Origin of the sequence: Shinella yambaruensis (genome assembly GCF_022899355.1) — a bacterium.
GTDB lineage: Bacteria > Pseudomonadota > Alphaproteobacteria > Rhizobiales > Rhizobiaceae > Shinella > Shinella yambaruensis.
The window spans coordinates 222,977-243,540 of the sequence record NZ_JALJCK010000006.1 but is presented as its reverse complement, the minus strand read 5'-3'; the positions used below and the strand labels follow the sequence as shown (position 1 = coordinate 243,540).

24 protein-coding genes are annotated in these 20,564 nt (G+C 65.6%); 14 read left to right on the top strand and 10 right to left on the bottom strand.

Annotation, left to right across the window (positions count from 1 at the left end; translation table 11 throughout):
* The first annotated feature begins 10 nt into the window (after positions 1-10).
* Positions 11-1,210, top strand: coding sequence for a phosphoglycerate kinase (locus MUU56_RS16185; RefSeq protein WP_244768317.1), 1,200 nt, complete (start codon positions 11-13; stop codon positions 1,208-1,210).
* A 383-nt stretch (positions 1,211-1,593) separates the two neighbouring features.
* On the opposite strand, the gene MUU56_RS16180 is transcribed toward MUU56_RS16185, so the two are convergent.
* A complete protein-coding gene (locus MUU56_RS16180; protein ID WP_244768316.1) occupies positions 1,594-1,749 on the bottom strand; it encodes a hypothetical protein in 156 nt (51 codons plus the stop codon).
* Positions 1,750-1,901: 152 nt separating this feature from the next.
* On the opposite strand from MUU56_RS16180, the gene MUU56_RS16175 reads away from it, so the two are divergent.
* The 3 genes from MUU56_RS16175 (at position 1,902) to rcdA (ending at position 4,264) form a co-directional block, all read left to right on the top strand.
* Complete coding sequence (locus MUU56_RS16175; protein WP_244768315.1) at positions 1,902-3,179, top strand: MFS transporter; 1,278 nt, start codon at positions 1,902-1,904, stop codon at positions 3,177-3,179.
* Positions 3,176-3,364 (top strand): DUF1192 domain-containing protein, encoded by a 189-nt coding sequence (locus tag MUU56_RS16170; RefSeq protein ID WP_064331139.1) that lies wholly within the window; start codon positions 3,176-3,178, stop codon positions 3,362-3,364. The genes MUU56_RS16175 and MUU56_RS16170 overlap by 4 nt, the downstream gene beginning before the upstream one ends.
* 381 nt (positions 3,365-3,745) lie before the next feature.
* Positions 3,746-4,264: a protease adaptor protein RcdA gene (gene rcdA / locus MUU56_RS16165; RefSeq protein ID WP_244768314.1), complete on the top strand. Its 519-nt coding sequence runs from the start codon at positions 3,746-3,748 to the stop codon at positions 4,262-4,264.
* A gap of 297 nt (positions 4,265-4,561) precedes the next feature.
* Here the strand turns inward: rcdA and rpmE are convergent, their stop codons facing one another.
* Positions 4,562-4,783 (bottom strand): 50S ribosomal protein L31, encoded by a 222-nt coding sequence (gene rpmE / locus MUU56_RS16160; RefSeq protein WP_023516320.1) that lies wholly within the window; start codon positions 4,781-4,783, stop codon positions 4,562-4,564.
* Positions 4,784-4,973: 190 nt separating this feature from the next.
* On the opposite strand from rpmE, the gene MUU56_RS16155 reads away from it, so the two are divergent.
* Together MUU56_RS16155 and MUU56_RS16150 are read left to right on the top strand one after the other, a co-directional pair.
* Positions 4,974-6,797, top strand: a complete 1,824-nt coding sequence (locus tag MUU56_RS16155) for an ABC transporter transmembrane domain-containing protein (RefSeq protein WP_244768313.1) — start codon at positions 4,974-4,976, stop codon at positions 6,795-6,797.
* Between the two features lie 76 nt (positions 6,798-6,873).
* Positions 6,874-7,866: a Bug family tripartite tricarboxylate transporter substrate binding protein gene (locus MUU56_RS16150; protein WP_244768312.1), complete on the top strand. Its 993-nt coding sequence runs from the start codon at positions 6,874-6,876 to the stop codon at positions 7,864-7,866.
* 1 nt (position 7,867) lies between these two features.
* Here MUU56_RS16150 and MUU56_RS16145 read toward each other — a convergent pair whose 3' ends face one another.
* From MUU56_RS16145 to MUU56_RS16125, 5 genes are all read right to left on the bottom strand, one after another.
* Positions 7,868-8,899, bottom strand: coding sequence for a peptidoglycan -binding protein (locus MUU56_RS16145; RefSeq protein ID WP_244768311.1), 1,032 nt, complete (start codon positions 8,897-8,899; stop codon positions 7,868-7,870).
* 2 nt (positions 8,900-8,901) lie between these two features.
* Positions 8,902-9,981 (bottom strand): MotA/TolQ/ExbB proton channel family protein, encoded by a 1,080-nt coding sequence (locus tag MUU56_RS16140; protein ID WP_244768310.1) that lies wholly within the window; start codon positions 9,979-9,981, stop codon positions 8,902-8,904.
* A 109-nt stretch (positions 9,982-10,090) separates the two neighbouring features.
* Positions 10,091-10,891 (bottom strand): inositol monophosphatase family protein, encoded by an 801-nt coding sequence (locus MUU56_RS16135; RefSeq protein ID WP_244768309.1) that lies wholly within the window; start codon positions 10,889-10,891, stop codon positions 10,091-10,093.
* Between the two features lie 180 nt (positions 10,892-11,071).
* Positions 11,072-12,217, bottom strand: a complete 1,146-nt coding sequence (locus tag MUU56_RS16130; RefSeq protein WP_244768308.1) for a tetratricopeptide repeat protein — start codon at positions 12,215-12,217, stop codon at positions 11,072-11,074.
* A 9-nt stretch (positions 12,218-12,226) separates the two neighbouring features.
* Positions 12,227-12,880, bottom strand: coding sequence for a thiamine phosphate synthase (locus MUU56_RS16125; RefSeq protein WP_244768307.1), 654 nt, complete (start codon positions 12,878-12,880; stop codon positions 12,227-12,229).
* Between the two features lie 89 nt (positions 12,881-12,969).
* Here MUU56_RS16125 and MUU56_RS16120 point away from each other — a divergent pair, with 89 nt between their 5' ends.
* Together MUU56_RS16120 and MUU56_RS16115 are read left to right on the top strand one after the other, a co-directional pair.
* A complete protein-coding gene (locus tag MUU56_RS16120) occupies positions 12,970-13,740 on the top strand; it encodes a sulfite exporter TauE/SafE family protein (RefSeq protein WP_244768306.1) in 771 nt (256 codons plus the stop codon).
* Positions 13,741-13,808: 68 nt separating this feature from the next.
* Entirely contained in the window at positions 13,809-14,069 is a 261-nt protein-coding gene (locus MUU56_RS16115; RefSeq protein ID WP_244768305.1) for an ArsR/SmtB family transcription factor, read from the top strand.
* A 188-nt stretch (positions 14,070-14,257) separates the two neighbouring features.
* On the opposite strand, the gene MUU56_RS16110 is transcribed toward MUU56_RS16115, so the two are convergent.
* Positions 14,258-14,431, bottom strand: a complete 174-nt coding sequence (locus MUU56_RS16110) for a YdcH family protein (protein ID WP_064496056.1) — start codon at positions 14,429-14,431, stop codon at positions 14,258-14,260.
* A gap of 218 nt (positions 14,432-14,649) precedes the next feature.
* Between MUU56_RS16110 and MUU56_RS16105 the strand changes: the two genes are divergently transcribed.
* The 6 genes from MUU56_RS16105 to MUU56_RS16080 all read left to right on the top strand — a co-directional run bounded on the left by MUU56_RS16105 (position 14,650) and on the right by MUU56_RS16080 (position 18,509).
* Positions 14,650-14,853, top strand: a complete 204-nt coding sequence (locus tag MUU56_RS16105; RefSeq protein ID WP_244768304.1) for a YdcH family protein — start codon at positions 14,650-14,652, stop codon at positions 14,851-14,853.
* A 52-nt stretch (positions 14,854-14,905) separates the two neighbouring features.
* Positions 14,906-15,373, top strand: a complete 468-nt coding sequence (purE, locus tag MUU56_RS16100; RefSeq protein WP_244768502.1) for a 5-(carboxyamino)imidazole ribonucleotide mutase — start codon at positions 14,906-14,908, stop codon at positions 15,371-15,373.
* The gene (locus MUU56_RS16095; RefSeq protein WP_244768303.1) at positions 15,370-16,428 is read left to right on the top strand and encodes a 5-(carboxyamino)imidazole ribonucleotide synthase; all 1,059 of its coding nucleotides are present in this window, start codon (positions 15,370-15,372) and stop codon (positions 16,426-16,428) included. Before purE ends, MUU56_RS16095 begins: the two co-directional genes overlap by 4 nt.
* Before the next feature lie 169 nt (positions 16,429-16,597).
* Positions 16,598-16,723 carry a type B 50S ribosomal protein L36 gene (gene ykgO, locus MUU56_RS16090; RefSeq protein WP_024271182.1) on the top strand — a complete coding sequence of 42 codons (126 nt, stop codon included), beginning with the start codon at positions 16,598-16,600 and terminating at the stop codon, positions 16,721-16,723.
* Between the two features lie 91 nt (positions 16,724-16,814).
* A complete protein-coding gene (locus tag MUU56_RS16085) occupies positions 16,815-17,423 on the top strand; it encodes a tetratricopeptide repeat protein (protein ID WP_280531080.1) in 609 nt (202 codons plus the stop codon).
* An 81-nt stretch (positions 17,424-17,504) separates the two neighbouring features.
* Positions 17,505-18,509, top strand: coding sequence for an alpha/beta fold hydrolase (locus tag MUU56_RS16080; protein WP_398432315.1), 1,005 nt, complete (start codon positions 17,505-17,507; stop codon positions 18,507-18,509).
* 105 nt (positions 18,510-18,614) lie between these two features.
* Here the strand turns inward: MUU56_RS16080 and pyk are convergent, their stop codons facing one another.
* Positions 18,615-20,054 (bottom strand): pyruvate kinase, encoded by a 1,440-nt coding sequence (gene pyk, locus MUU56_RS16075; protein WP_244768302.1) that lies wholly within the window; start codon positions 20,052-20,054, stop codon positions 18,615-18,617.
* On the bottom strand, positions 20,054-20,443 hold the full coding sequence (locus MUU56_RS16070) for a DUF1036 domain-containing protein (RefSeq protein ID WP_306414950.1): 390 nt from the start codon (positions 20,441-20,443) through the stop codon (positions 20,054-20,056). The genes pyk and MUU56_RS16070 overlap by 1 nt, the downstream gene beginning before the upstream one ends.
* Positions 20,444-20,564: the final 121 nt, after the last annotated feature.

Below are 20,564 nucleotides of genomic sequence, written 5' to 3'. Positions count from 1 at the left end.
CCCACTCCTCATGACCTTCAAGACCCTCGACAACCTCACCGACATCGCCGGCAAGCGCGTGCTCGTCCGCGTCGATCTCAACGTGCCGGTCAAGGACGGCAAGGTCACCGATGCGACCCGCATCGAGCGCGTCGCCCCGACCATCCGCGAACTCTCGGAAAAGGGCGCGAAGGTCATCCTGCTCGCCCATTTCGGCCGCCCGAAGGGTGAGGTCGTCACTGAAATGTCGCTGGAGCAGATCCTGCCCGCCGTCAACGACGTCCTCGGCAGGAAGGTCGGCTTTGCCGCCGATTGCACCGGCGAGCCGGCCGCCGCCGCCATCGCCGCCATGGGTAACGGCGATGTCCTGCTTCTGGAAAACACCCGCTTCCACAAGGGCGAAGAGAAGAACAACCCGGACTTCACCGCCGCTCTGGCCGCAAACGGCGACATCTTCGTCAACGACGCCTTCTCCGCCGCCCACCGCGCCCATGCCTCCACCGAGGGCCTGGCGCACCTCCTGCCCGCCTATGCGGGCCGCACCATGCAGGCCGAGCTGGAAGCCCTCGAGAAGGGCCTCGGCAACCCGGCCCGTCCGGTCGTCGCCATCGTCGGCGGGGCGAAGGTCTCCACCAAGATCGACCTCCTGATGAACCTCGTGAAGAAGGTCGACGCGCTGGTCATCGGCGGCGGCATGGCGAACACCTTCCTCGCCGCCCGCGGCACCAATGTCGGCAAGTCGCTCTGCGAGCATGATCTTGCAGACACCGCCAAGCAGATCATGATCGAGGCGGCGACCGCCACCTGCGCCATCGTGCTGCCGGAAGACGGCGTCGTCGCCCGCGAGTTCAAGGCCAATGCCGAGAACCAGGTGGTCGACGTCAACGCCATCCCGGCCGATGCCATGATGCTCGATGTCGGCCCGAAGACGGTCGAGGCGGTCAATGCCTGGATCTCGCGCGCTGCGACGCTCGTCTGGAACGGCCCGCTGGGTGCCTTCGAGATCGCGCCCTTCGACGCTGCGACGGTCTCCGCCGCCAAACACGCCGCTGCCCGTACCAAGGAAGGCAAGCTGGTTTCCGTCGCCGGCGGCGGCGATACCGTTGCCGCCCTCAACCATGCCGGCGTCGCCGACGATTTCACCTATGTCTCGACCGCCGGCGGCGCGTTCCTGGAATGGATGGAAGGCAAGCCCCTGCCGGGCGTCGACGTCCTGCACCAGCAGAAATAACGGCAGAACCCTTGCGCTTGGCGTCGGATCGCTTACATTCCTCTTATCGTCAACGTTGAGAAAGGAAGGTGATCCAATGTCTAATGAGATTTCGGTCTTGGCTTCGGGCATGGGAATTGTGGTGAACGCAACGAGGCAGCCCTCGTTCTGATCCCCGCCTTCCTTCGGGCCGCAAGGCCCGGGTCCGCACCGGACCAAACCTCATGGGGGCCACCTTCGGGTGGCCCTTTTGCGTTTCAGGATCCAGCAGCACCCCTCGCGCCACCCACTGCCGTCATCCTCGGCCTCCGAGCCGAGGTTCCACCACCGCGCCCGGAGGATAAATGGTCAAGAAGAGGTTTGCAGCCTTCTGGTCGCGGCTGGTCCTGTTGGGCAACATCTTGTTACGGCCGGATCAGCACGGTCAGCATCATCAAGGCGATGGCGACGACGGCGATCTTCCAGAAATCCGCGCGCCGTCTCAGCCCCGGCAGGCCGAGGGGCCGGACGAGATGCAGCAGCATGACGGCGAGAAGCAGGGCGGGAAGGATTTTCGACATGACGGCCTTTCTCCGCCCTTCCTGTCACACCTCAGACACTTTTCCAAGCGATCAGCGTGGCGCCTGAAAATCGCTCGCCCGCGCGCTTTGCATCTGGCAATCGGTGGCAGGTACGCTATTCCTTACCCATTGGCGAAACTCACGAAAACCTCATGCGTAAAAACCTCATTTCCGTCTTCGCGCTTCTCATGGGCACGTTGTTCCTCTTCCTCGGGAACGGCCTGCACGGCCTGCTCCTGCCCATGCGCGGCGCCTTCGAAGGTTATGAGACGACGATGCTCGGCCTGCTCGGCACGTCCTGGGCGTCCGGCTTCGTTCTGGGCTGCCTTCTGGCGCCCACCGTGGTCAAGCGCATCGGCCATGTGCGCGCCTTTTCCGGCTTCGCCTCGCTGATCGCCATCATCGCGCTGCTCACCGGCATGCTGGTCGATCCGGTCTGGTGGATCGCGCTGCGCGCCGTCACCGGCTTCTCGATCGCCGGCACCTCGATGATCATCGAAAGCTGGCTGAACGAGCGCGCCACCAATGAAAGCCGCGGGCTGATCTTCTCGCTCTACATCGCCATCACCCTCGTCGGCACCGTCGGCGGCCAGATGACCGTGGCGCTGGGCGACGTCACGACACCGATGCTCTTCATGTTCGCCGGCATCCTCTATTGCCTCGCCATGCTGCCGACGACGCTCTCCACCGCCGCCTCGCCGCAGCCGCTGAAGCAGGTCAGGCTCGACATCCCCACCCTCTACCGCACCTCGCCGGTCGCGAGCGTCGGCATCGTGCTGATCGGCATCGCCAACGGCGCCTTCGGTACGCTCGGCGCGGTCTTCGGAGCCAATGCCGGCCTCACCTCCAGCACGATCGCCATCATGATGAGCGTCGCCATCTTCGCCGGCGCCGTCATGCAGCTGCCCGCCGGCCGCCTGTCCGACCGGGTCGACCGGCGCATCGTGCTCGCGGCCCTCTCGGCCATTGCCGCGGCGGCGGGCCTGTCGCTCTTCGTCTTCCAGCCGGCCTCCGTCATCGTGCTTCTGGTGCTGACGGCCCTCTACGGCGCAATGGCGAACGCGCTCTACCCCATCGCCGTCTCGCACGCCAACGACTTCGCCAGCCCCGAGGACTTCGTCAAGGTCTCCGGCGGCCTCCTGCTGCTCTACGGCGTCGGCACGATCATCGGCCCGACGCTCGGCGGCCCGATCATGTCCGCGGTCGGCCCCTATGCGCTCTTCATGGTCACCTGCTGTGCGCATATCCTTATCACCGTCTACGCCATCTTCCGCAGCCGCCGCCGCGCCGCGCTGCCGGCCGAGATGCGCGAGACCTACACGACCCTCAACCCCGGCACGCTCACCACGCCGGAAAGCCTACAGCTTTCGCCGCGCGCTCTCGCCCAGCCGCAGGCCGCCGACGAGCAACAGGAGGAGCGCCCCGCATGAGCTTTTTCGAAGACGATCGCCCCGTAAAGAAGATCGCCCATGAGATCGGCAGCGATCTCTCGCTGCTTTCCGTCGATGAGCTTGCCGCCCGAATCGACCTCCTGCGCGCGGAAATCGAACGGCTGGAAGCGGAGAAGCTGAAGAAGGGCGCGAGCCGCTCGGCGGCGGAAAACCTGTTCCGCTGAACCTGTGCCGGATTGCCGCAGCCTTGCCGAAAAGGCACAGGCACGAGCAAACCACCAATAAAGTTAACCGGCCATTAAGCCTTCCCTGTTATTACTTGTGCATCCGGTCCTTCCGGATTCAGACATTTTCACCCCCCGGGGTTTCGGTCTGATTTTTCTCCCTGTTTTACCTTGAGAGCCGCTTCCCGCGGCTCTTTTTTTGCTCGCCGCCGCCCCACGCACGGCCTGTCCCGAAAGAATTGTGGAGATTAACCCTTTCTTAAGAATACCCTTGCGCGAATTGGGTTATGGGATCATCCTCACGACACAGACCGGCCGATTGGAACACCGCAGGCCGACCTTCCGTTACCTGCATGTGATGCGTTCAACAGGGATGAAACCATGTCCGAAAGAGGATTGAATACCGTCAGCTTCGCTGGCCACGTTGCGGCGTCGGCGCAATTCAAGTCCCTGTATGCCGAGGGCATGGGTCTGGTCGAGGAGACCGCGAGCTATCTGGACGGCGTCGGCCGCCAAGCCTCCAAGGTGCTTCCCCGCATGGCCTCGGTGCTCTATGCGGCCGAATCGATGCGCCTCACCACCCGCCTGATGCAGATGGCCTCCTGGCTGCTCCTGCAGCGCGCCGTCAACAATGGCGAGATGAGCCGCGACCAGGTGCTTTCGGAAAAGAACAAGGTCCGCCTCGACAGCTTCAACGTCGACAAGACCGCGCCCGGCTGGAACGACCTGCCGGAAGCCTTCCGCGACCTCATCGAACGCTCGCTGCGCCTGCAGAACCGCATCGCCCTGCTCGACCGCGAGATCTATCGCCCGCAGGACGTCCAGACCTTCGCGCCCGACAACCAGAACAGCGTCAAGGCCCAGATCAACCTGTTGCAGACGGCCTTCGGCAGCAATTGAGCAGCCGCAAGCGCATCACACGAGACAACCCGGCTTCGGCCGGGTTTTTTGTTGCTTACGGCGCAGCTGATCGCCCCTCACCTGCCTGCCGGCATCCTCTCCCCGCAAGCGGGGCGAGGAAGGCTGGGCGCGCTGTTTGTCCGCAATCACTTACCCACAGAAGAAGGGAAACCGGCGCGACACCCCCTTCTCCCCGCTTGCGGGGAGAAGGTCCCGGCAGGGGGATGAGGGGCGGTTTCCGCACAACAAAAAACCCGGCCGAAGCCGGGTTTCTCAAACTCTTCCGAAGCAGGCGGATTAGAGGCCGAGGCCTTCGAAGCGCTTCTTGAACTTGGAGACGCGGCCGCCGCGGTCCATGAGCTGCTGGTTGCCGCCGGTCCAGGCCGGATGGGACTTCGGGTCGATTTCGAGGTTCATCGTCGCGCCTTCCGAACCCCAGGTCGAACGGGTTTCGTACTCGGTGCCGTCGGTCATCACGACCTTGATGGTGTGGTATGCGGGATGGATATCAGCCTTCATGACAACTTTCCTGCCTGTTCCGGGGGCCAATTGTCGCAATGGATTGCGACAGCGGGGCCAAAGACGTAAATGAAGCCGCGGTCGGTCGGACCTACGGCTTCCCAATTCGATGGCGAGCCTATACATGAAGGCCGTCCGGATAACAAGAGCCGAAAGACAATTCGTGCCTGAAGGCGCTGGAAACGGGGGTATGGTGTCCACAGACAGAGAGAAGGGCGCGCAGGAAAAATCGGCGCGCCGCAACATTCGTCCGCTGGGCAGGCTTGCTCCCTATATCAGTCGCTATCGCGGCCTCGTCGCCGGGGCGCTGGCAGCGCTCGTCATGGCCGCCGTCACCACGCTCGCCCTGCCGCTCGCCGTGCGCCGCATGATCGACCACGGCTTTTCCGGCGCCGATGCGGGTTTCATCAACACCTACTTCACGATGCTCTTCGCGCTGGCCGGCCTGCTCGCGCTGGCGAGCGCCATGCGCTACTACTTCGTCATCACGCTCGGAGAGCGCATCGTGGCGGACCTGCGCCGCGACGTCTTTTCCCATGTGACGAAGCTTTCGCCTGCCTTCTTCGACGTCAACCAGTCCGGCGAGATCGTCTCGCGGCTGACGGCCGACACGACGCAGATCAAGTCCGCCGTCGGCGCCACCGCCTCCGTCGCGCTGCGCAACCTCATCCTCTGTCTCGGCGCCATCGCCATGATGGTCTATACCAGCCCGAAGCTCTCCAGCCTCGTCATCGCCGCCATTCCCATCATCGTCTTCCCGCTCGTCGCCTTCGGCCGTTCGGTGCGCCGCCGCTCGCGCGAGGCGCAGGATACGCTGGCGGCCGCCTCCGCCTATGCCGGCGAGGCGATCGGCGCCACGCGCACGCTGCAGGCCTTTAATGCGGAAGACGCCGCCCGCGCCCGCTTCTTCGGCGCGGTCGAGCAGGCCTATGGCGCCGCACGCTCCGCCATCCGCGCCCGCTCGCTGCTGACCGGCTTTGCCATTGCCATGATCTTCGGCTCGGTCGTCGCCGTGCTCTGGTTCGGCGCCCGCGACGTGCTGTCGGGCACGCTTTCGGCCGGCACGCTCGGCCAGTTCCTGCTCTATGCGGTCTTTGCCGCCGGCAGCCTCGGCGCGCTGTCGGAAGTCTGGGGCGAGCTTTCGCAGGCCGCCGGCGCGGCCGAGCGCCTGACCGAGCTCCTGGAAGAGCCGCCGGCGATCACCGCACCCACGAACCCCGTGGCCCTGCCGCTGCCCGCGCGCGGTGACCTGACCTTCAATGATGTGCATTTCGCCTACCCTGCCCGTCCCGGCTATCGCAGCATCAACGGCCTGACCTTTGCGGTGAAGCACGGCGAGACCGTTGCCATCGTCGGCCCTTCCGGCGCCGGCAAGAGCACGATCCTCTCGCTGGTGCTGCGCTTCTACGACCCCGATGCCGGCACCGTGCTTCTCGACGGCGTCGATCTTCGTGCCGCCGATCCGCACGAGCTGCGCCGCCGCATCGCGCTCGTGCCGCAGGACGTCACCATCTTCGCAGCGACCATCCGCGACAACATCGCCTTCGGCATGTCCGGCGTCAGCGACGAGGCCGTGCGGGCCGCCGCAAGGGCAGCGCAGGCGGAAGAGTTCATCGAACGGCTCGACAGGGGCTATGACACCATGGTCGGCGAACGCGGCGTCACGCTGTCGGGCGGCCAGCGCCAGCGCATCGCCATCGCCCGCGCCATCCTCAAGGACGCCCCGCTGCTGCTGCTCGACGAGGCGACCTCCGCCCTCGACGCGGAAAGCGAGACGCTCGTCCAGAAGGCCCTCGACGGCCAGATGGGCAAGCGCACGACGATCGTCATCGCCCACCGTCTCGCCACCGTGCTGAAGGCCGACCGCATCCTCGTCATGGAGGCAGGCCGCATCGTCGAGGAAGGCACTCACCAGTCGCTCATCCGGCAGGACGGGCTCTACGCCCGCCTCGCGCGCCTGCAGTTCGATCATGGCGGCCAGGCCTTCCTTGGAGAGGACCGCGCAGTCGGCTGAACGCCGGCTCTTGCCTGACGGGCCGGGCGCCCTATCCTGTGGGGGCGGACTTCACGTCACCTCGGGAGGAAACAACGTGACATTTTCGACGCTCACCCGCCGGACCCTCGTGGCCCTCGGCACCACCGTGCTCGCATCTCTGGCACTCGGCCTGCCCGCCAGCGCCCAGCAATTCCCCGACCGGACGATCACGCTCGTCGTGCCCTTCGCCGCCGGCGGCTCGACGGATGTCGTCGCGCGCATCATCGCGCAGAAGATGGGCGATATCCTCGGCCAGCAGATCGTCGTGGAAAATGTCGGCGGCGCGGGCGGCAGCCTCGGCGCCGACCGCGTGGCACGCGCCGAGCCGGACGGCTACACGATCCTGATGGCGACCGTCGCGACACACGCGCTGAACCCGCTGATCCTCAAGACCAAGCCCTACGATGCGGAGAAGGACTTCGCGCCGGTCTCGCTGCTCGTCATCGTGCCGAACGTGCTGGTGGTGAACCCGGAACTGCCGGCCAAGACCGTCGAGGAACTGCTGGCGCTGCTGAAGGCCGATCCGGAAGGCTACAGCTATGCCTCTTCCGGCAACGGCACGCCGCTGCACCTCTCCGGCGAGCTCTTCAAGTCGATGGCGGGCGTCAGCATGCAGCACGTGCCCTACAAGGGCTCCGGCCCGGCGCTAAACGACGTGATCGGCAACCAAATCCCGATCATGTTCGACAACCTGCCCTCCTCCTCCGGCCACATCAAGGCCGGCACGCTGCGCGCGCTCGCCGTCACCACGAAGGAGCGCGCCGCCTCCTTCCCGGATGTGCCGACGGTCGCCGAATCGGGCATTCCCGCCTACGAAACCTACACGTGGAACGCGCTCTTCGCCCCGGCCGGCACGCCGGACGAGGTCGTCGCGAAGCTGAACGAGGCGGCGAATGCGGCGCTGAAGGACCCCGCCGTCGCCGAACGCATGAAGGAGTTCAGCGCCACCATCGTCGGCTCGACGCCGGAGGAGTTGGGCAAGCACGTCACGGAAGAGCTTGCCAAATGGAAGCCGGTGGTCGAGGGCGCCAACATCCAGATGGACTGAGTTATCTTTCGGTGAGTTTCAGCTCGATGCGGCGGTTGGTTGCCCGCGCCGCATCGTCGCTGCCTTCCGTGATCGGTTGGAACTCGCCGAAACCCGCCGCGACCAGCCGGTTGGCCGGCACGCCCCTGGAGATCAGGAACTTGACGACCGACGTCGCGCGGGCGGAGGAAAGCTCCCAGTTGTCGCGGTAGCGGCCCGTGCCGGAAAGCGGCACGTTGTCCGTATGGCCGTCGACGCGCAGCACCCAGTTGATCTCGGAGGGAATCTCCCGGGCGAGATCGAGCAGCGCGGTGGCGAGCTTGCTCATTTCCGCCTGCCCCGCCTCGTTGAGATCGCTGCCGCCCGAGGGGAAGAGCACCTCCGACTGGAAGACGAAACGGTCGCCGACGATGCGGATGTTTTCCCGGTCGGAAAGAATCTCGCGCAGGCGCCCGAAGAAGTCGGAGCGGTACCGGTTGAGCTCCTGCACGCGCTGCGCCAGCGCGACATTGAGGCGGCGGCCGAGATCGGCGATCTTTGCCTGCGAGGACTTGTCCTTGGCCTCGGAAGCCTGCAGCGCCTCCTCGACGGCGGCGATCTGGCTGCGCAGCGCCGCGATCTGCTGGTTGAGCAGCTCGATCTGGCTCATGGCCCGCGCGCTCACCTGCTTTTCCGAATCGAGCTCGCCCTCCAGCGTCGTGACGCGGGCATTGGCAGCATCGGAAGCGCCGGCGCCGCTGTCGAGCAGTTGCTGGAGGCGGGTGCGATCGCTTTCCGACTGGGCAAGCGAGGCCTGGAGATTGACGAGCGCATCCTCGAGGTCCTGCTTGCCACTCTTTTCAAGCGCCAGGAGCTGGGTCAGCTCGTTGATCTGGCTCGTCAGCCGGTTGAGCACGTCGTCCTTGCCGGAAATCTCGCGGCTCAGGAAGAACTGCGCCAGCACGAAGACCGTGAGCAGGAACATGATGGCGAGCAGCAACGTCGACAGCGCATCGACGAAGCCCGGCCAGTAATCGACCGCGCGCTGGCTGCGCCGGTTGCGGGCGAGCGCCATCTTTATTCGCCCCCGGCCTTGTGGGCTTTTTCCGTCGCGCGCTCAGGCAGGCGCTCGACGTTCTTCTCCCCGCTGCGGGCGGCAAGCCGGTCGAGCGTGCGGCGCAGGGCCTTCGATTCCTCCTGCTGCGCCTCGATCCAGTCGCGCAGCATCTGCTGCTCGCTGCGCATGTTCTTCACGAGGCCCTGAATGCCCTCGGCAAGGCTCGCCATGGCCGCCGTCGAACGGCCGCCGCCGCCCTCCTGCGCCAGCTTCAGGATCTGCTGGGCGAGGGCCTGCACGTCGGTGGAGGAACTGGCCGCCATGTCGACGACCGGCTGCAGTTCCGGGCCGACATCGGTGACGGAGGAGAGCCAGTTCTCCAGTTCCGTATAGAAACGGTTCTGCGCACGGCCGGCCTGCAGGTCGAGGAAGCCGAGGATCAGCGAACCGGACAGGCCGAAGAGCGAGGTGGAGAAGGCGGTGCCCATGCCGTCGAGCGGCGCGGAAAGACCTTCCTTCAGGGCGTTGAGGATGTCGTTCGCGGTGCCGCCGCCAGCATCGAGCGACTGGATAACCTGGCTGATCGAGCCGATTGTGCCGAGAAGGCCCCAGAAGGTGCCGAGAAGGCCGAGGAAGACGAGAAGGCCGATGAGGTAGCGGGACGTATCGCGCGATTCGTCGAGGCGGGTCGCGATGGAATCGAGGATCGAGCGCAGCGCGGTGGCCGAGAGCGCCACGGAATGCCGCCGGCCGATCAGCGCGCGCATCGGCGCGAGCAGCACGGGATCGCGCCCGACCTTCTCGGCGCTGCCGGCGGCGCGGAAGGAATTGAACCAGCGCACTTCCGGCCTCAGCGCCAGCACATGGTTGAAGACCAGGAGGATGCCGATCAGCAGCACGCCGAGAATGAGGCCGTTGAGGCCCGGATTGCTGAGGAAGGCCGATTGCGCCTGGCGGAAGAGGATGGCGGCCACGAAGCCGACGATGATGAGGAAGATCACCATCGTCCAGAAGAAGGCCATGGGGCTTGAGAGTTTGTGGGGATAATCCTCCGCGGTCCCGGGCGACCCTCCCCAGCCCGACAGCCCAAGCTTCGCCATATCGTCGTCTCTCCGCTTCCTCGTCGGGCGGGAGACTAGAGGAAGATTGCGCCGAATTGAAGGGCTTAGCGGCAACAGCGGCGCGGAATGCGCCGCCCATTTCCGGGTCTTAGCGCGTCGGCACCGGACGGTGCACGACTTCGCTGAGCGCCTTGTGGATATATTCGTTGCCGGCGACGACCGTGCCGGTGTCGAGCATGGCACTGCCGCCGGCAAGGTCGGTTGCGTAACCGCCCGCCTCGCGAATCAGGAGAATGCCGGCCGCCAGGTCCCACGGCGCGAGGTCGCGCTCCCAGAAACCGTCGAAACGACCGGCGGCGACATAGGCGAGATCGAGCGAGGCCGAGCCGAGGCGGCGCATGCCGGCGACTTCGCCCATCACATGGCGCAGCTCGATGAGGAACTTGCCATGGTTGCCGCGGCCGAGATGCGGGACGCCGCAGCCGATGACGGCATCCGACAGGTTCTTGCGGGCCGCCACGCGCAGGCGCCGGTCATTGAGGAAGGCACCGCCGCCGCGTTCGGCGGTGAACAGCTCGTCCGTCGCCGGGTTCAGCACGACGGCGGCGACGATCTCGCCGTTCCGCTCCAGCGCGATGGAGATCGCAAAACAGGGAATGCCATGCAGGAAGTTGGTCGTGCCGTCGAGCGGATCGACGATCCAGCGGTGTGCGCCGTCGGTGCCGATGATCTCGTCGGATTCCTCGCCGAGGAAGCCGTAGGTCGGACGGGCCTTCATCAGTTCCTCGCGGATCAGCTTTTCCGCCTTGCGGTCGGCCTGCGAAACGTAGTCGCCCGGGCCCTTCAGCGAGACCTGCAGGTTCTGCACCTCGCCGAAATCGCGCGCGAGCGACTTGCCGGCCTTGAAGGCGGCCTGAACCATGACGTTGAGAAGAGCTGAACGAGCCATGTAGCAAAAATCCTTCGGGAGTGTCCGGCGCTTCGGAACGGCAGAGCCGCGGCGCGAAACGCGCCGGGTCCGGAATATGCGGCCTCAAAACCACAAATCCCCCGAAGTTTCAAGCCTCGGCCCCCTGCGTCGGCTGCAATGCAGGGCTCCCGATGCTGCAAAGGGTAAACGGGGGCGGCCTCAGGAGCCTGAGCGATACTTGTTGGCCGCGTCGATCGCCGCCTTCTGCTGCGCGTCGCTGAGGCCGAGATAGAAGTCTTCGAGCGAGGGATCGTTGAGCCCGGCGCGACGGGCGAGAACGAACCATTTGGCCGCCTCGACCGGATCGGGCCGGGTGCCGATGGCGTGGATGTAGAGCTGGGCGAGCTTGCTCTGGGCCACGGCATTGCCGCCGCCGGCCGCCCGCTTCAGCCAATTGAAGCCGGCCTCGTAGTCACGCTCGCCGCCCGTGCCGTTGACCAGCCACATGCCGAGGTCGAGCTGGGCCGTGTCGAAGCCGGCGCGTGCGGCACGCAGCAGCCATTCCCTGGCGCGCCTCGTCTTCTCCTCCGGCAGGCCCTTCAGGCTGACATAGATCTGCGAGACGGCATATTGCGCATCCGCAATGCCCTGCTCGGCGGATTTCTCGTAGTAGGGCAGCGCCGCGCGCAGGCCCTTCTCCCCCGGGGAATCGGCCACCAGAACCTGCGCGTAATTGAACTGCGCGGAGGCATTGCCGAGATCGGCCGATTTCTTCATCAGCTCGTCGGCCTTGGCCCGGTCCTCCTTCGAGCGCGAGCGCTCCATCAGCAGGATCGCATATTTGAACATGCCGGTGGGATCGCCGCCATTGGCGGCCTGCTCGTACCAGAACATGGCCTGCTCGCGGTTCCGCTTGACGCCGAGGCCGCGGTCGAGGACTTCGGCCACCAGCGTCTGCGCGGCCGGGTCGCCAAGCTGCGCACGCGGCAGGGCCAGCTCCATCGCCGTCAGGTAGCGGCCACGCTGGAAAGCGCCATAGGCCTCGTCGATCTTGCCGGTGAAGGGCTTTTCCTCCGGCAGCGCCGGCAGGTCGGCGCCCATGCGGTCGAGCACCGAAAGGCCGGTCGACGGGCCGTCGGCAGGCTTGTCCTCTTCCGCGTCCGTTTTCGTGGCGGACTGGTCGTCGGCGGAAGCAGGCTCGATCTCGCCCGCTGGGTCCTTGGTGGCGTTTGCCGCACTGCCCGCCGTCACGGACGGTCCCTTCTTCGCCGTTTCCGCCGAGGCGGGCGCGGCAACGAGGACGCCCGCGGCGAGAAGCGCCACCGGCACGATACGGCAAGCTTGGATGAGAACGGCCCTGATCATGAGCGCCTACTATTGCTCAAACCGTGGCGCTTTTTCGTCAAGAAGGGCATTGACCGCCGCCACCACATGCGGGGCCTGCGCCGGATCGGCGAAGACCGCCTTGTCGAGGGCCACGAACTCCGCGCCGGTCTCGGCCGCGGCCAATGCGGAGTGCGGATCCGTGCCGCCGAGCACGATGCAGGGAATCTCCACCATCGAGGCCCACCATTCGGCAAGCGCGAGGTTCTTCGGATGCGCCTCCGGCTTGATGTCGCCGCCGATCTTGCCGAAGAAGATATAGTCCGGCTGCACCTCGCCGATCTCCAGCGCCCTGTGCCGGTCCGTCGCGTTGCCGCCGCCGACGATGAACTTCGGCGTGAACTTCTCGATCGTCTCGCCGAGCTCTTCGAGTCCCCCGGTGACATGGATGCCGTCGGCCTTCGCCCGGCCGGCAACGCGGGTATCGCCCGCAACGAGCGCCGCGGCGCCCGCCTGCTGGACGATCGGCACCAGGGTTTCGGCGTGCTTCTGGAACTGGCCGTCGTCCAGCCCGTATTGCGGCAGGATCACCGAGGCGACGTCACCGCCCTTCAGCGCGCCTTCCAGCATCGCGGCGCGGGCGGAAAGGTCCTCGCCCTCGGGCAGGATCAGCACCAGGCGGCAGCGGGTTTTGGCATCGGACATGGATGAACTTCCTTAGAATGCGGCACTCGGGCTCGTCATAACAGATCAAAGCGGATAGACGGAAGAACGAACAGGATCAATCGCCCTCCATGTCCATCGACCCCGCCATCTACTATGCCGCTATCCCCGCTGTCCTCCTGGTCGGCCTGACGAAGGGCGGCATGGGCGAGGCGCTGGCCCTGATGGGCGTGCCGCTGCTTGCCATGGCCGTTCCTCCGGTGCAAGCCGCCGCCATCCTGCTGCCCATCCTCGTGGTGATGGATTGCGTCTCGCTCTGGATCTGGCGCCAGCACAACGACCGCACGCTATTGAAGATGCTGCTGCCCGGCGCCCTCATCGGCATCGCGATCGGCTGGGCGACATCGGCCTATGTGCCGCGCGATGTGCTGCGCCTTATCATCGGGCTCATCACCGTTCTCTTCGTCGCCCGCTACTTCTACAACGGCTGGCGCGCGCGTCATGGCTACATCGTGCCGCCCAAGCCGCACCGGCTAGTGCCCGCCGCCTTCCTCGGCACGCTGTCCGGCTACGGCAGCTTCGTCGCCCATGCCGGCGGCGCGCCCTTCCAGGTCTACAGCCTGCCGCTGAAGCTGTCGCCGCGCGACTATACCGGCGCGGCCGTGCGCTTTTTCGCCATCCTCAACGTCATCAAGCTCGGCCCCTATTTCGCGCTCGGCCAGCTCGATACGACGAACCTGACGATATCGGCCACGCTCGTGCCGCTCGCCATCGTGGCGACGGCCATCGGCGGTTTCATCGTCAAGCGCATGAAGCCCGCCGTCTTCTATCCCTTCATGTATGCAATGGCCCTCATCGCCGGCGCGAAGCTGGCCTATGACGGCGTGGTCGCCTTTCTCTGAACCGGGTCGGGCCCTTCGCAGCGCACAAAACACTTGCCGCAAATGCTGCTTTGCCATAGCGTCCGCCCATGGCGCACCCGGACCCCTTCGCTGCGATTGCCGACCCCAACCGCAGGTTCCTGCTGGAGGAGCTGCGCCGGGCGCCGCGCACCGTCAACGAGCTTTCCGAAGGCCTGCCGATCAGCCGCCCGGCGGTCTCGCAGCACCTCAAGGCCCTTCTCGACTGCAATCTCGTCAGCGTGAAATCCCAAGGCACGAAACGCATCTACGCGATCAACGCGCGGGGCTTCGACCGGCTCAATCTCTGGCTCGACCAGTTCTGGTCCTGAGCCGGATGTCCCGTCCTGAGACAGAACGCCCCGGCGCGCCATCTTGGCGGCCAGGGCGTCTCGACATCTAAGGTTTTCGTGTACCGGGAGCGGTTTCGCGAAATGGGCTCCTACCCTGGTCCTCCCATACAGACCAACTGTTCCGCGACCCTCACCCCTTCCGTAACTTTGGAAAAATCCCTGTCTTTTCAGTGAGAGGAGCCGCGAAGGCGCTCGATCTCGTCCTTGATGCGCAACTTGCGACGCTTGATGTCCGCGATCGTCTGGTCCTCCGAGGACGGCTGATTCATTGCAGCGTGCAGCTCGGCTTCCAGAGCGAAGTGCTTCTTTTCGAGCGTGGCCAGATGAGCCTCAATCGTCATGTGACAGTTCCTTCCTTTTGCTTGCACCCGGTCATTCGCATGCCGGGTGGTCCAGGTTGCAACAGAACCAGTGTGCCATGTCATTTTTCATTTGTCGAAGGCGAAAACGTGGCAAGGGATAACTTCCCGTTACCAGGGGTTTCGTGGTAGGAGCAGCCTTCATACAAGCTGGAGGACCGCGGCTCGGCCGCACCGCCGACGACGGGGAAAGAAATAGCATGGCAGACCAGGAACAGGCTGAATTGCGGCTTGCCGTTGCACGGCTGCGCCAGGAGCACGAAGACTACGATGCCGCGATCAACGCCATGATCCAGATCGGCTGCGAAGCCCTCAGAATCCAGCGCATGAAGAAGAAGAAGCTGGTCCTCAAGGACAAGATCTCCAAGCTGGAAGACCAGATCATCCCCGACATCATCGCCTGAAAGCGGGAAAGACGCCTTGGACACGACAGAAACGCCCCCCGTCGCCATCATCATGGGAAGCCAGTCCGACTGGGAGACGATGAAGAACGCCGCCGATACGCTCGATGCGCTCGGCGTCGACTACGAGGCCCGCATCATTTCGGCGCACCGCACGCCCGACCGGCTGTACAGCTTTGCCCGCGGGGCGAAGGCGGAGGGTTTCAAGGTCATCGTGGCCGGCGCCGGCGGCGCGGCGCACCTGCCCGGCATGGCCGCGGCGATGACGCCGCTGCCGGTCTTCGGCGTGCCGGTCCAGTCCAAGGCGCTGTCCGGCCAGGACAGCCTGCTCTCCATCGTGCAGATGCCCGCCGGCATTCCCGTCGGCACGCTCGCCATCGGCAAGGCGGGCGCGGTCAATGCCGCGCTGCTCGCCGCCGCCGTGCTGGCACTGGGCGATCCGGAACTCGCCCACCGCCTCGATGAATGGCGGGAAAACCAGTCGAACGCCGTCGCAGAATATCCCGTGGACGGCCCGCTATGAGCGTCCGCACGATCGGCATCATCGGCGGCGGCCAGCTCGGCCGCATGCTGGCCATGGCGGCTGCCCGGCTGAACCTCAAGACCGTCATCCTCGAACCGCAAGCCGATTGTCCGGCCGCGCAGGTCGCCAACGCCCAGATCGTCGCGGCCTATGACGATGCGGACGCGCTTGCCGAACTTGCCCGCATCTCAGACGTCGTGACCTACGAATTCGAGAACGTGCCGGTTTCCGCCGCAGAGGCGCTTGCCGCGGCCATCCCGGTCTATCCCCCGCCGCGCGCGCTGGAGGTCTCGCAGGACCGGCTCGTCGAAAAGCGCTTCATCCGCGACTGCGGCATCCTCACCGCCGATTTTGCCGCCGTGGACAACCAGGCCGACCTCGAAGACGCACTCGACCGCTTCGGCGGCGTCGGTGTCCTAAAGACGCGCCGGCTCGGCTATGACGGCAAGGGCCAGCGGCTCTTCCGTTCGCCCGCGGAGGATCGCGAAGGCACCTTCGAGGCGCTCGGCGGGGTGCCGCTGATCCTCGAGAGCCTGGTGCCGTTCGAGCGGGAAATCTCCATCATCGCCGCACGCGACCGCGAGGGCACCATCGCCTGCTACGATCCGGCGGAAAACGTCCACCAGAACGGCATCCTGCACACCTCCACCCTGCCGGCCCGCGTCGGTGAGGCGACCGCCAACCAGGCCCGCAAGGCAGCCCGCGCCATCCTCGACCAGCTCGACTATGTCGGCGTCATCGGCGTCGAGTTCTTCGTGCTGCCGGATGGCGGGCTCGTCGCCAACGAGATTGCGCCCCGCGTGCACAATTCCGGCCATTGGACGGAGGCGGCCTGCGTCATCTCGCAGTTCGAGCAGCATATCCGCGCCGTCGCCGGCCATACGCTCGGCGATCCCCGCCGCCATTCGGATTGCGTGATGCAGAATCTCGTCGGCGACGACATCGAGGACGTCCCCGCCTGGCTCGCAAGGCCTGGCGTGCTCGTCCATCTCTATGGCAAGACGGAAGCCCGGCCGGGTCGGAAAATGGGGCATATCACCCAGATTCTGGACTGAGCGACGCTGGAAAACCGGTCCTTGCCGCGGAAAACCCGCTGCCAATGGTTGACAGCACAAAAGTGACAAGGTACATGCCTGCCAACCTGAAAGCGCGCCCGAAACGGCGCGTTTTTGATTGAGGAAATCCGGCGAACTCGAGTCGCCCTGCAATACGCGGATCAGAAAAATGAAGATCAAGAATTCGCTCAAGTCGCTCAAGGCTCGTCACCGCGAGAACCGCCTTGTTCGCCGTAAGGGCCGCATCTACATCATCAACAAGCAGAACCCGCGCTTTAAGGCTCGCCAGGGCTGACCAAGCGTCGCGGTCGCCTTCCCGCAAGCGGGTCGTGGTGGTCGAAAAATATTGATTTGACGTTCGGCCATGGCGGTTTACCATAACCGCCATGCGCATTTTTACGCCCGCAGCACTCTGTCTTTCCCTCGTCCTGATCGGGGCCGCCCCGGCCATTGCGCTTGCGCAGACGGTGGACAAGGCATCCGTCGATCCTGCTTCCGGCGCCTTCACGACCCCGGCCCAGCGTCTCGAGAAACTCTTCAGCGAGCTGAAGCGCGAAGGCAATCCGGATAAGGCTCGCGGCATCGCCGACCAGATCCGGCGGGAATGGCAGGATTCGGGCAGCGCCAGCATCAACCTTCTCATCCAATGGGCCGACAAGGCCATCGCCGATGAAAAGAACGCCGCAGCGCTCGACTACCTCGACGAGGCGATTCGCCTGAAACCCGACTATGTCGAGGGCTGGAACCGCCGGGCGACGCTGCACTTCAAGATGCGCAACTACCGCAAGTCGATGTCCGACATCAACCAGGTGCTGGCCATCGAGCCCCGGCATTTCGGCGCGCTCGCCGGCATGGCGGCGATCCTTGCCCAGTCGGGCCGGGACGAGATGGCGATGAAGGCCTGGGAGAAATTCCTCGACATCTACCCGACCGAACGGCAGGCGCAGAAGGAAATGGGCGACCTTGCGGAAAAGCTGACCGGCCAGCGCACATAGTCTCCGGCATGGCGCCGACGGCATGGATCGGCTATCTCAACGGAAACCGGATCGTCCTTGCCCTTCCCTCTCCGTTTCATGCTGCTCGCCCTCCTTACCCTTCCTCTCGCCCTCGCGCTTGCCGGCTACGCCTTCACCGTCTGGAAGGCACGGGCGATCGAGCGGCAATTCCCGAACATCGGCGAACGGATCGATGTCGGCGGCGTCAGCCTCAACAGCGTGCTGGTGCCCGCCGGCATGAATGCCGACCTGCCGCCTCTCGTCTTCATCCACGGCGCCAGCGGCAATCTGCGCGACCAGATGCACGCCTTTCGGGACAAGCTGAACGGCCGCGCCGCAATGCTCTTCCTCGACCGGCCGGGCCATGGCTACTCCGATCGCGGCGGCCCGGAGAACGGCTGGCCGGACGGGCAGGCCCGCGCCATCGCGCGGCTGATGGAAAAGCGCGGGCTCGACAGGGCGATCATCGTCGGCCATTCCTTCGGCGGCGCCATCGCCGCCAGCTTCGCGCTGGAGCATCCGGAGAAGACGGCCGGCCTTCTCTTCCTGGCGCCGGCCACCCATCCCTGGCCCGGCGGCATCGACTGGTACTACGACGTCGCGAAGATGCCCGTCATCGGCTGGCTCTTCACCCGCATCGTCGCGCTGCCCGCCGGCCTCCTGCGCATCGGCCGCGGCACGCGCTTCGTCTTCGCGCCCAATCCGCGTCCCGACGACTATGTCGCCGCGACCGCCCCTGCCCTCGTGCTGCGCCCTGACGCCTTTCGCAACAACGCCGCCGACGTCGCCAACCTCCTGGAATACGTCCGCCGCATACAGCCGCGCTACCGGCAGATCCGCGCGCCGACGGTGGTCGTCACCGGCGATGCCGATGGCGTGGTCTATGAGGAAATCCATTCGCGCGGGCTGGCGCGCGACATAGCCGGATCGGAACTCGTCTGGATCCGCAATCTCGGCCACAAGCCGGACTATGTCGTGACGGACCTTGCCGTCGAGGCACTGGAGAAGATCGCCGGGAAGGTGCGCGACCTCCAGGAATCGGCAAGGCGGGCCGAGGCCCGCCTTGCGAGGGATCATGAAGAATAGGCCTAGAGCATTTCCAGCCGAAGCGAAGCCGCTTCGGCGTTGGATAATGCGGTAAAAACAAGAGTCTAGAGCATTTCCGGTGAACCGGAGTTCACTGGAAATGCTTTAGACGCCGCTGATGCCGTCAGCACCGATATAGGCGATGCGCAGCATGTTCGTCGCGCCCGGCGTGCGCAGCGGCACGCCGGCCGAGATGATGATGCGGTCGCCCGGCTTGCCGAATTCTTCGGTGACGACGATGCGGCAGGCGCGGTTCACCATGTCGTCGAGGTCTTCCGCATCGCCCGTGACGACGCAGTGCAAGCCCCAGACGACCGAGAGGCGGCGCGCCGTCTCGATGACCGGCGAGAGCGCCAGGACCGGCACGTCCGGCCGCTCGCGCGCTGCGCGCAGGCCCGTCGTGCCCGACGAGGTGTAACAGACGATGGCCGACAGCTTCAGCGTCTCGGCGATCTGGCGGGCGGCCAGCGAGATGGCGTCCGCGCCCGTGGCTTCCGGGGTCGAGCGCTGGGCATAGATGATGCCCGGATAGTGCGGGTCCCGCTCGACCTTGCTGGCGATCGAGGCCATGGTGGAGACGGCTTCGACCGGATAGGCGCCCGAGGCGGATTCGGCCGACAGCATCACGGCGTCCGCACCTTCGAAGACGGCGGTCGCGACGTCCGACACCTCGGCGCGGGTCGGCACGGGAGCGGAGATCATCGATTCCAGCATCTGCGTTGCGACGACGACCGGCTTGCCCGCGCGGCGGCAGGCGCGGATGAGCTGCTTCTGCAGGCCCGGCACGGCTTCCAGCGGCATTTCCACGCCAAGGTCTCCGCGCGCCACCATGAGGGCGTCGGAAAGCTCGATGATCTCGTCGATGCGTTCGATCGCCTGCGGCTTTTCGATCTTCGACATCAGGCCGACGCGGCCGCGCGCGACCTTGCGCACCTCGGCAAGGTCCTCCGGACGCTGGATGAAGGAGAGCGCCACCCAGTCGACGCTGCCGGTCGCCAGCACCGCATCGAGGTCGATGCGGTCCTTCTCGGTCAGCGCGCCGACGCCGAGCAGCGTATCGGGCAGGCTGACGCCCTTGCGGTCGGAGATCTTGGTGCCCGAGACGACGGTGCAGACGATCGCCGTGCCATCGGACGATTCGGCACGCAGATGCAGCTTGCCGTCGTCGATCAGCAGGCGATGGCCGGGCTTGACGGCCTCGAGGATTTCCGGATGCGGCAGGAAGACCCGCGTGTTGTCGCCGGGCACGTCCTTGTTGTCGAGCGTGAAGGTCTGGCCGGGCTTCAGCTCTTCCGAGCCGTTGGCGAACTTGCCGACGCGCAGCTTCGGGCCCTGGAGATCGGCGAGGATGCCGATGGGTCGGCCGCAACGGGCTTCCACGGCGCGGATGCGGCTGATCAGCGTGCGCATCACGTCATGGCTGGCATGGCTCATATTGATGCGGAACAGGTCGGCCCCGGCCTCATGCAGCTTCTGGATCATCTGCTCATCGGACGATGCGGGTCCGAGCGTGGCGAGGATTTTGACTTTTCTGTTCCGTCTCATCAGTTCTGGCTTTCCTGGGTCCCTGGCGTATCTGAGAGCTGCACCATCCAGCTCCCCTGTCGGCCCGTGTCGTATTCCTTGAAGCCCATGCGCTGGAAACCGCGGGCGAAGCAGTCCTGCACGCCGGTGATCTTGAACTCGTTCTCGGCGACGCACATGTTGACGTCGCCGGTCCAGCGGCCGCCGCGGGCGGCATCTTCGGCATAGAGGTAATAATAGCGCGACTGCAGCTCGCCCTCGATCAGCGTGGCGCAGGTGGTCGCGGGAACCTGCCACCAGCCCTCGGTCATCCAGCCTTCCTTGGCGCGGTAGCCGATAGCGACGCCGACGAGGTTCTGCGTGCCGTTGCACACGCGAAAATCGGCTTTCGCCGTGTCCGGCACGGACAGGGCCGCAAAGCCGGCAAAGGCGAAAAGGCCGGCCTGGACGAGGCCGCGGGCTTTCGGGAAAAACGGGCGATGGCTCTTGGCTCTCACGGCTTCCGATGCAACTCCGTTGATTTGATCTCGC

Excerpts from the sequence above, each read along its gene's own strand:
- MUU56_RS16185 (WP_244768317.1), top strand. The coding sequence starts at position 11 with ATGACCTTCAAGACCCTCGACAACCTCACCGACATCGCCGGCAAGCGC.
- MUU56_RS16180 (WP_244768316.1), bottom strand. The coding sequence starts at position 1,749 with ATGTCGAAAATCCTTCCCGCCCTGCTTCTCGCCGTCATGCTGCTGCAT.
- MUU56_RS16175 (WP_244768315.1), top strand. The coding sequence starts at position 1,902 with ATGCGTAAAAACCTCATTTCCGTCTTCGCGCTTCTCATGGGCACGTTG.
- MUU56_RS16170 (WP_064331139.1), top strand. The coding sequence starts at position 3,176 with ATGAGCTTTTTCGAAGACGATCGCCCCGTAAAGAAGATCGCCCATGAG.
- rcdA (WP_244768314.1), top strand. The coding sequence starts at position 3,746 with ATGTCCGAAAGAGGATTGAATACCGTCAGCTTCGCTGGCCACGTTGCG.
- rpmE (WP_023516320.1), bottom strand. The coding sequence starts at position 4,783 with ATGAAGGCTGATATCCATCCCGCATACCACACCATCAAGGTCGTGATG.
- MUU56_RS16155 (WP_244768313.1), top strand. The coding sequence starts at position 4,974 with ATGGTGTCCACAGACAGAGAGAAGGGCGCGCAGGAAAAATCGGCGCGC.
- MUU56_RS16145 (WP_244768311.1), bottom strand. The coding sequence starts at position 8,899 with ATGGCGCTCGCCCGCAACCGGCGCAGCCAGCGCGCGGTCGATTACTGG.
- MUU56_RS16140 (WP_244768310.1), bottom strand. The coding sequence starts at position 9,981 with ATGGCGAAGCTTGGGCTGTCGGGCTGGGGAGGGTCGCCCGGGACCGCG.
- MUU56_RS16135 (WP_244768309.1), bottom strand. The coding sequence starts at position 10,891 with ATGGCTCGTTCAGCTCTTCTCAACGTCATGGTTCAGGCCGCCTTCAAG.
- MUU56_RS16130 (WP_244768308.1), bottom strand. The coding sequence starts at position 12,217 with ATGATCAGGGCCGTTCTCATCCAAGCTTGCCGTATCGTGCCGGTGGCG.
- MUU56_RS16125 (WP_244768307.1), bottom strand. The coding sequence starts at position 12,880 with ATGTCCGATGCCAAAACCCGCTGCCGCCTGGTGCTGATCCTGCCCGAG.
- MUU56_RS16120 (WP_244768306.1), top strand. The coding sequence starts at position 12,970 with ATGTCCATCGACCCCGCCATCTACTATGCCGCTATCCCCGCTGTCCTC.
- MUU56_RS16115 (WP_244768305.1), top strand. The coding sequence starts at position 13,809 with ATGGCGCACCCGGACCCCTTCGCTGCGATTGCCGACCCCAACCGCAGG.
- MUU56_RS16110 (WP_064496056.1), bottom strand. The coding sequence starts at position 14,431 with ATGACGATTGAGGCTCATCTGGCCACGCTCGAAAAGAAGCACTTCGCT.
- MUU56_RS16105 (WP_244768304.1), top strand. The coding sequence starts at position 14,650 with ATGGCAGACCAGGAACAGGCTGAATTGCGGCTTGCCGTTGCACGGCTG.
- purE (WP_244768502.1), top strand. The coding sequence starts at position 14,906 with ATGGGAAGCCAGTCCGACTGGGAGACGATGAAGAACGCCGCCGATACG.
- MUU56_RS16095 (WP_244768303.1), top strand. The coding sequence starts at position 15,370 with ATGAGCGTCCGCACGATCGGCATCATCGGCGGCGGCCAGCTCGGCCGC.
- ykgO (WP_024271182.1), top strand. The coding sequence starts at position 16,598 with ATGAAGATCAAGAATTCGCTCAAGTCGCTCAAGGCTCGTCACCGCGAG.
- MUU56_RS16085 (WP_280531080.1), top strand. The coding sequence starts at position 16,815 with ATGCGCATTTTTACGCCCGCAGCACTCTGTCTTTCCCTCGTCCTGATC.
- pyk (WP_244768302.1), bottom strand. The coding sequence starts at position 20,054 with ATGAGACGGAACAGAAAAGTCAAAATCCTCGCCACGCTCGGACCCGCA.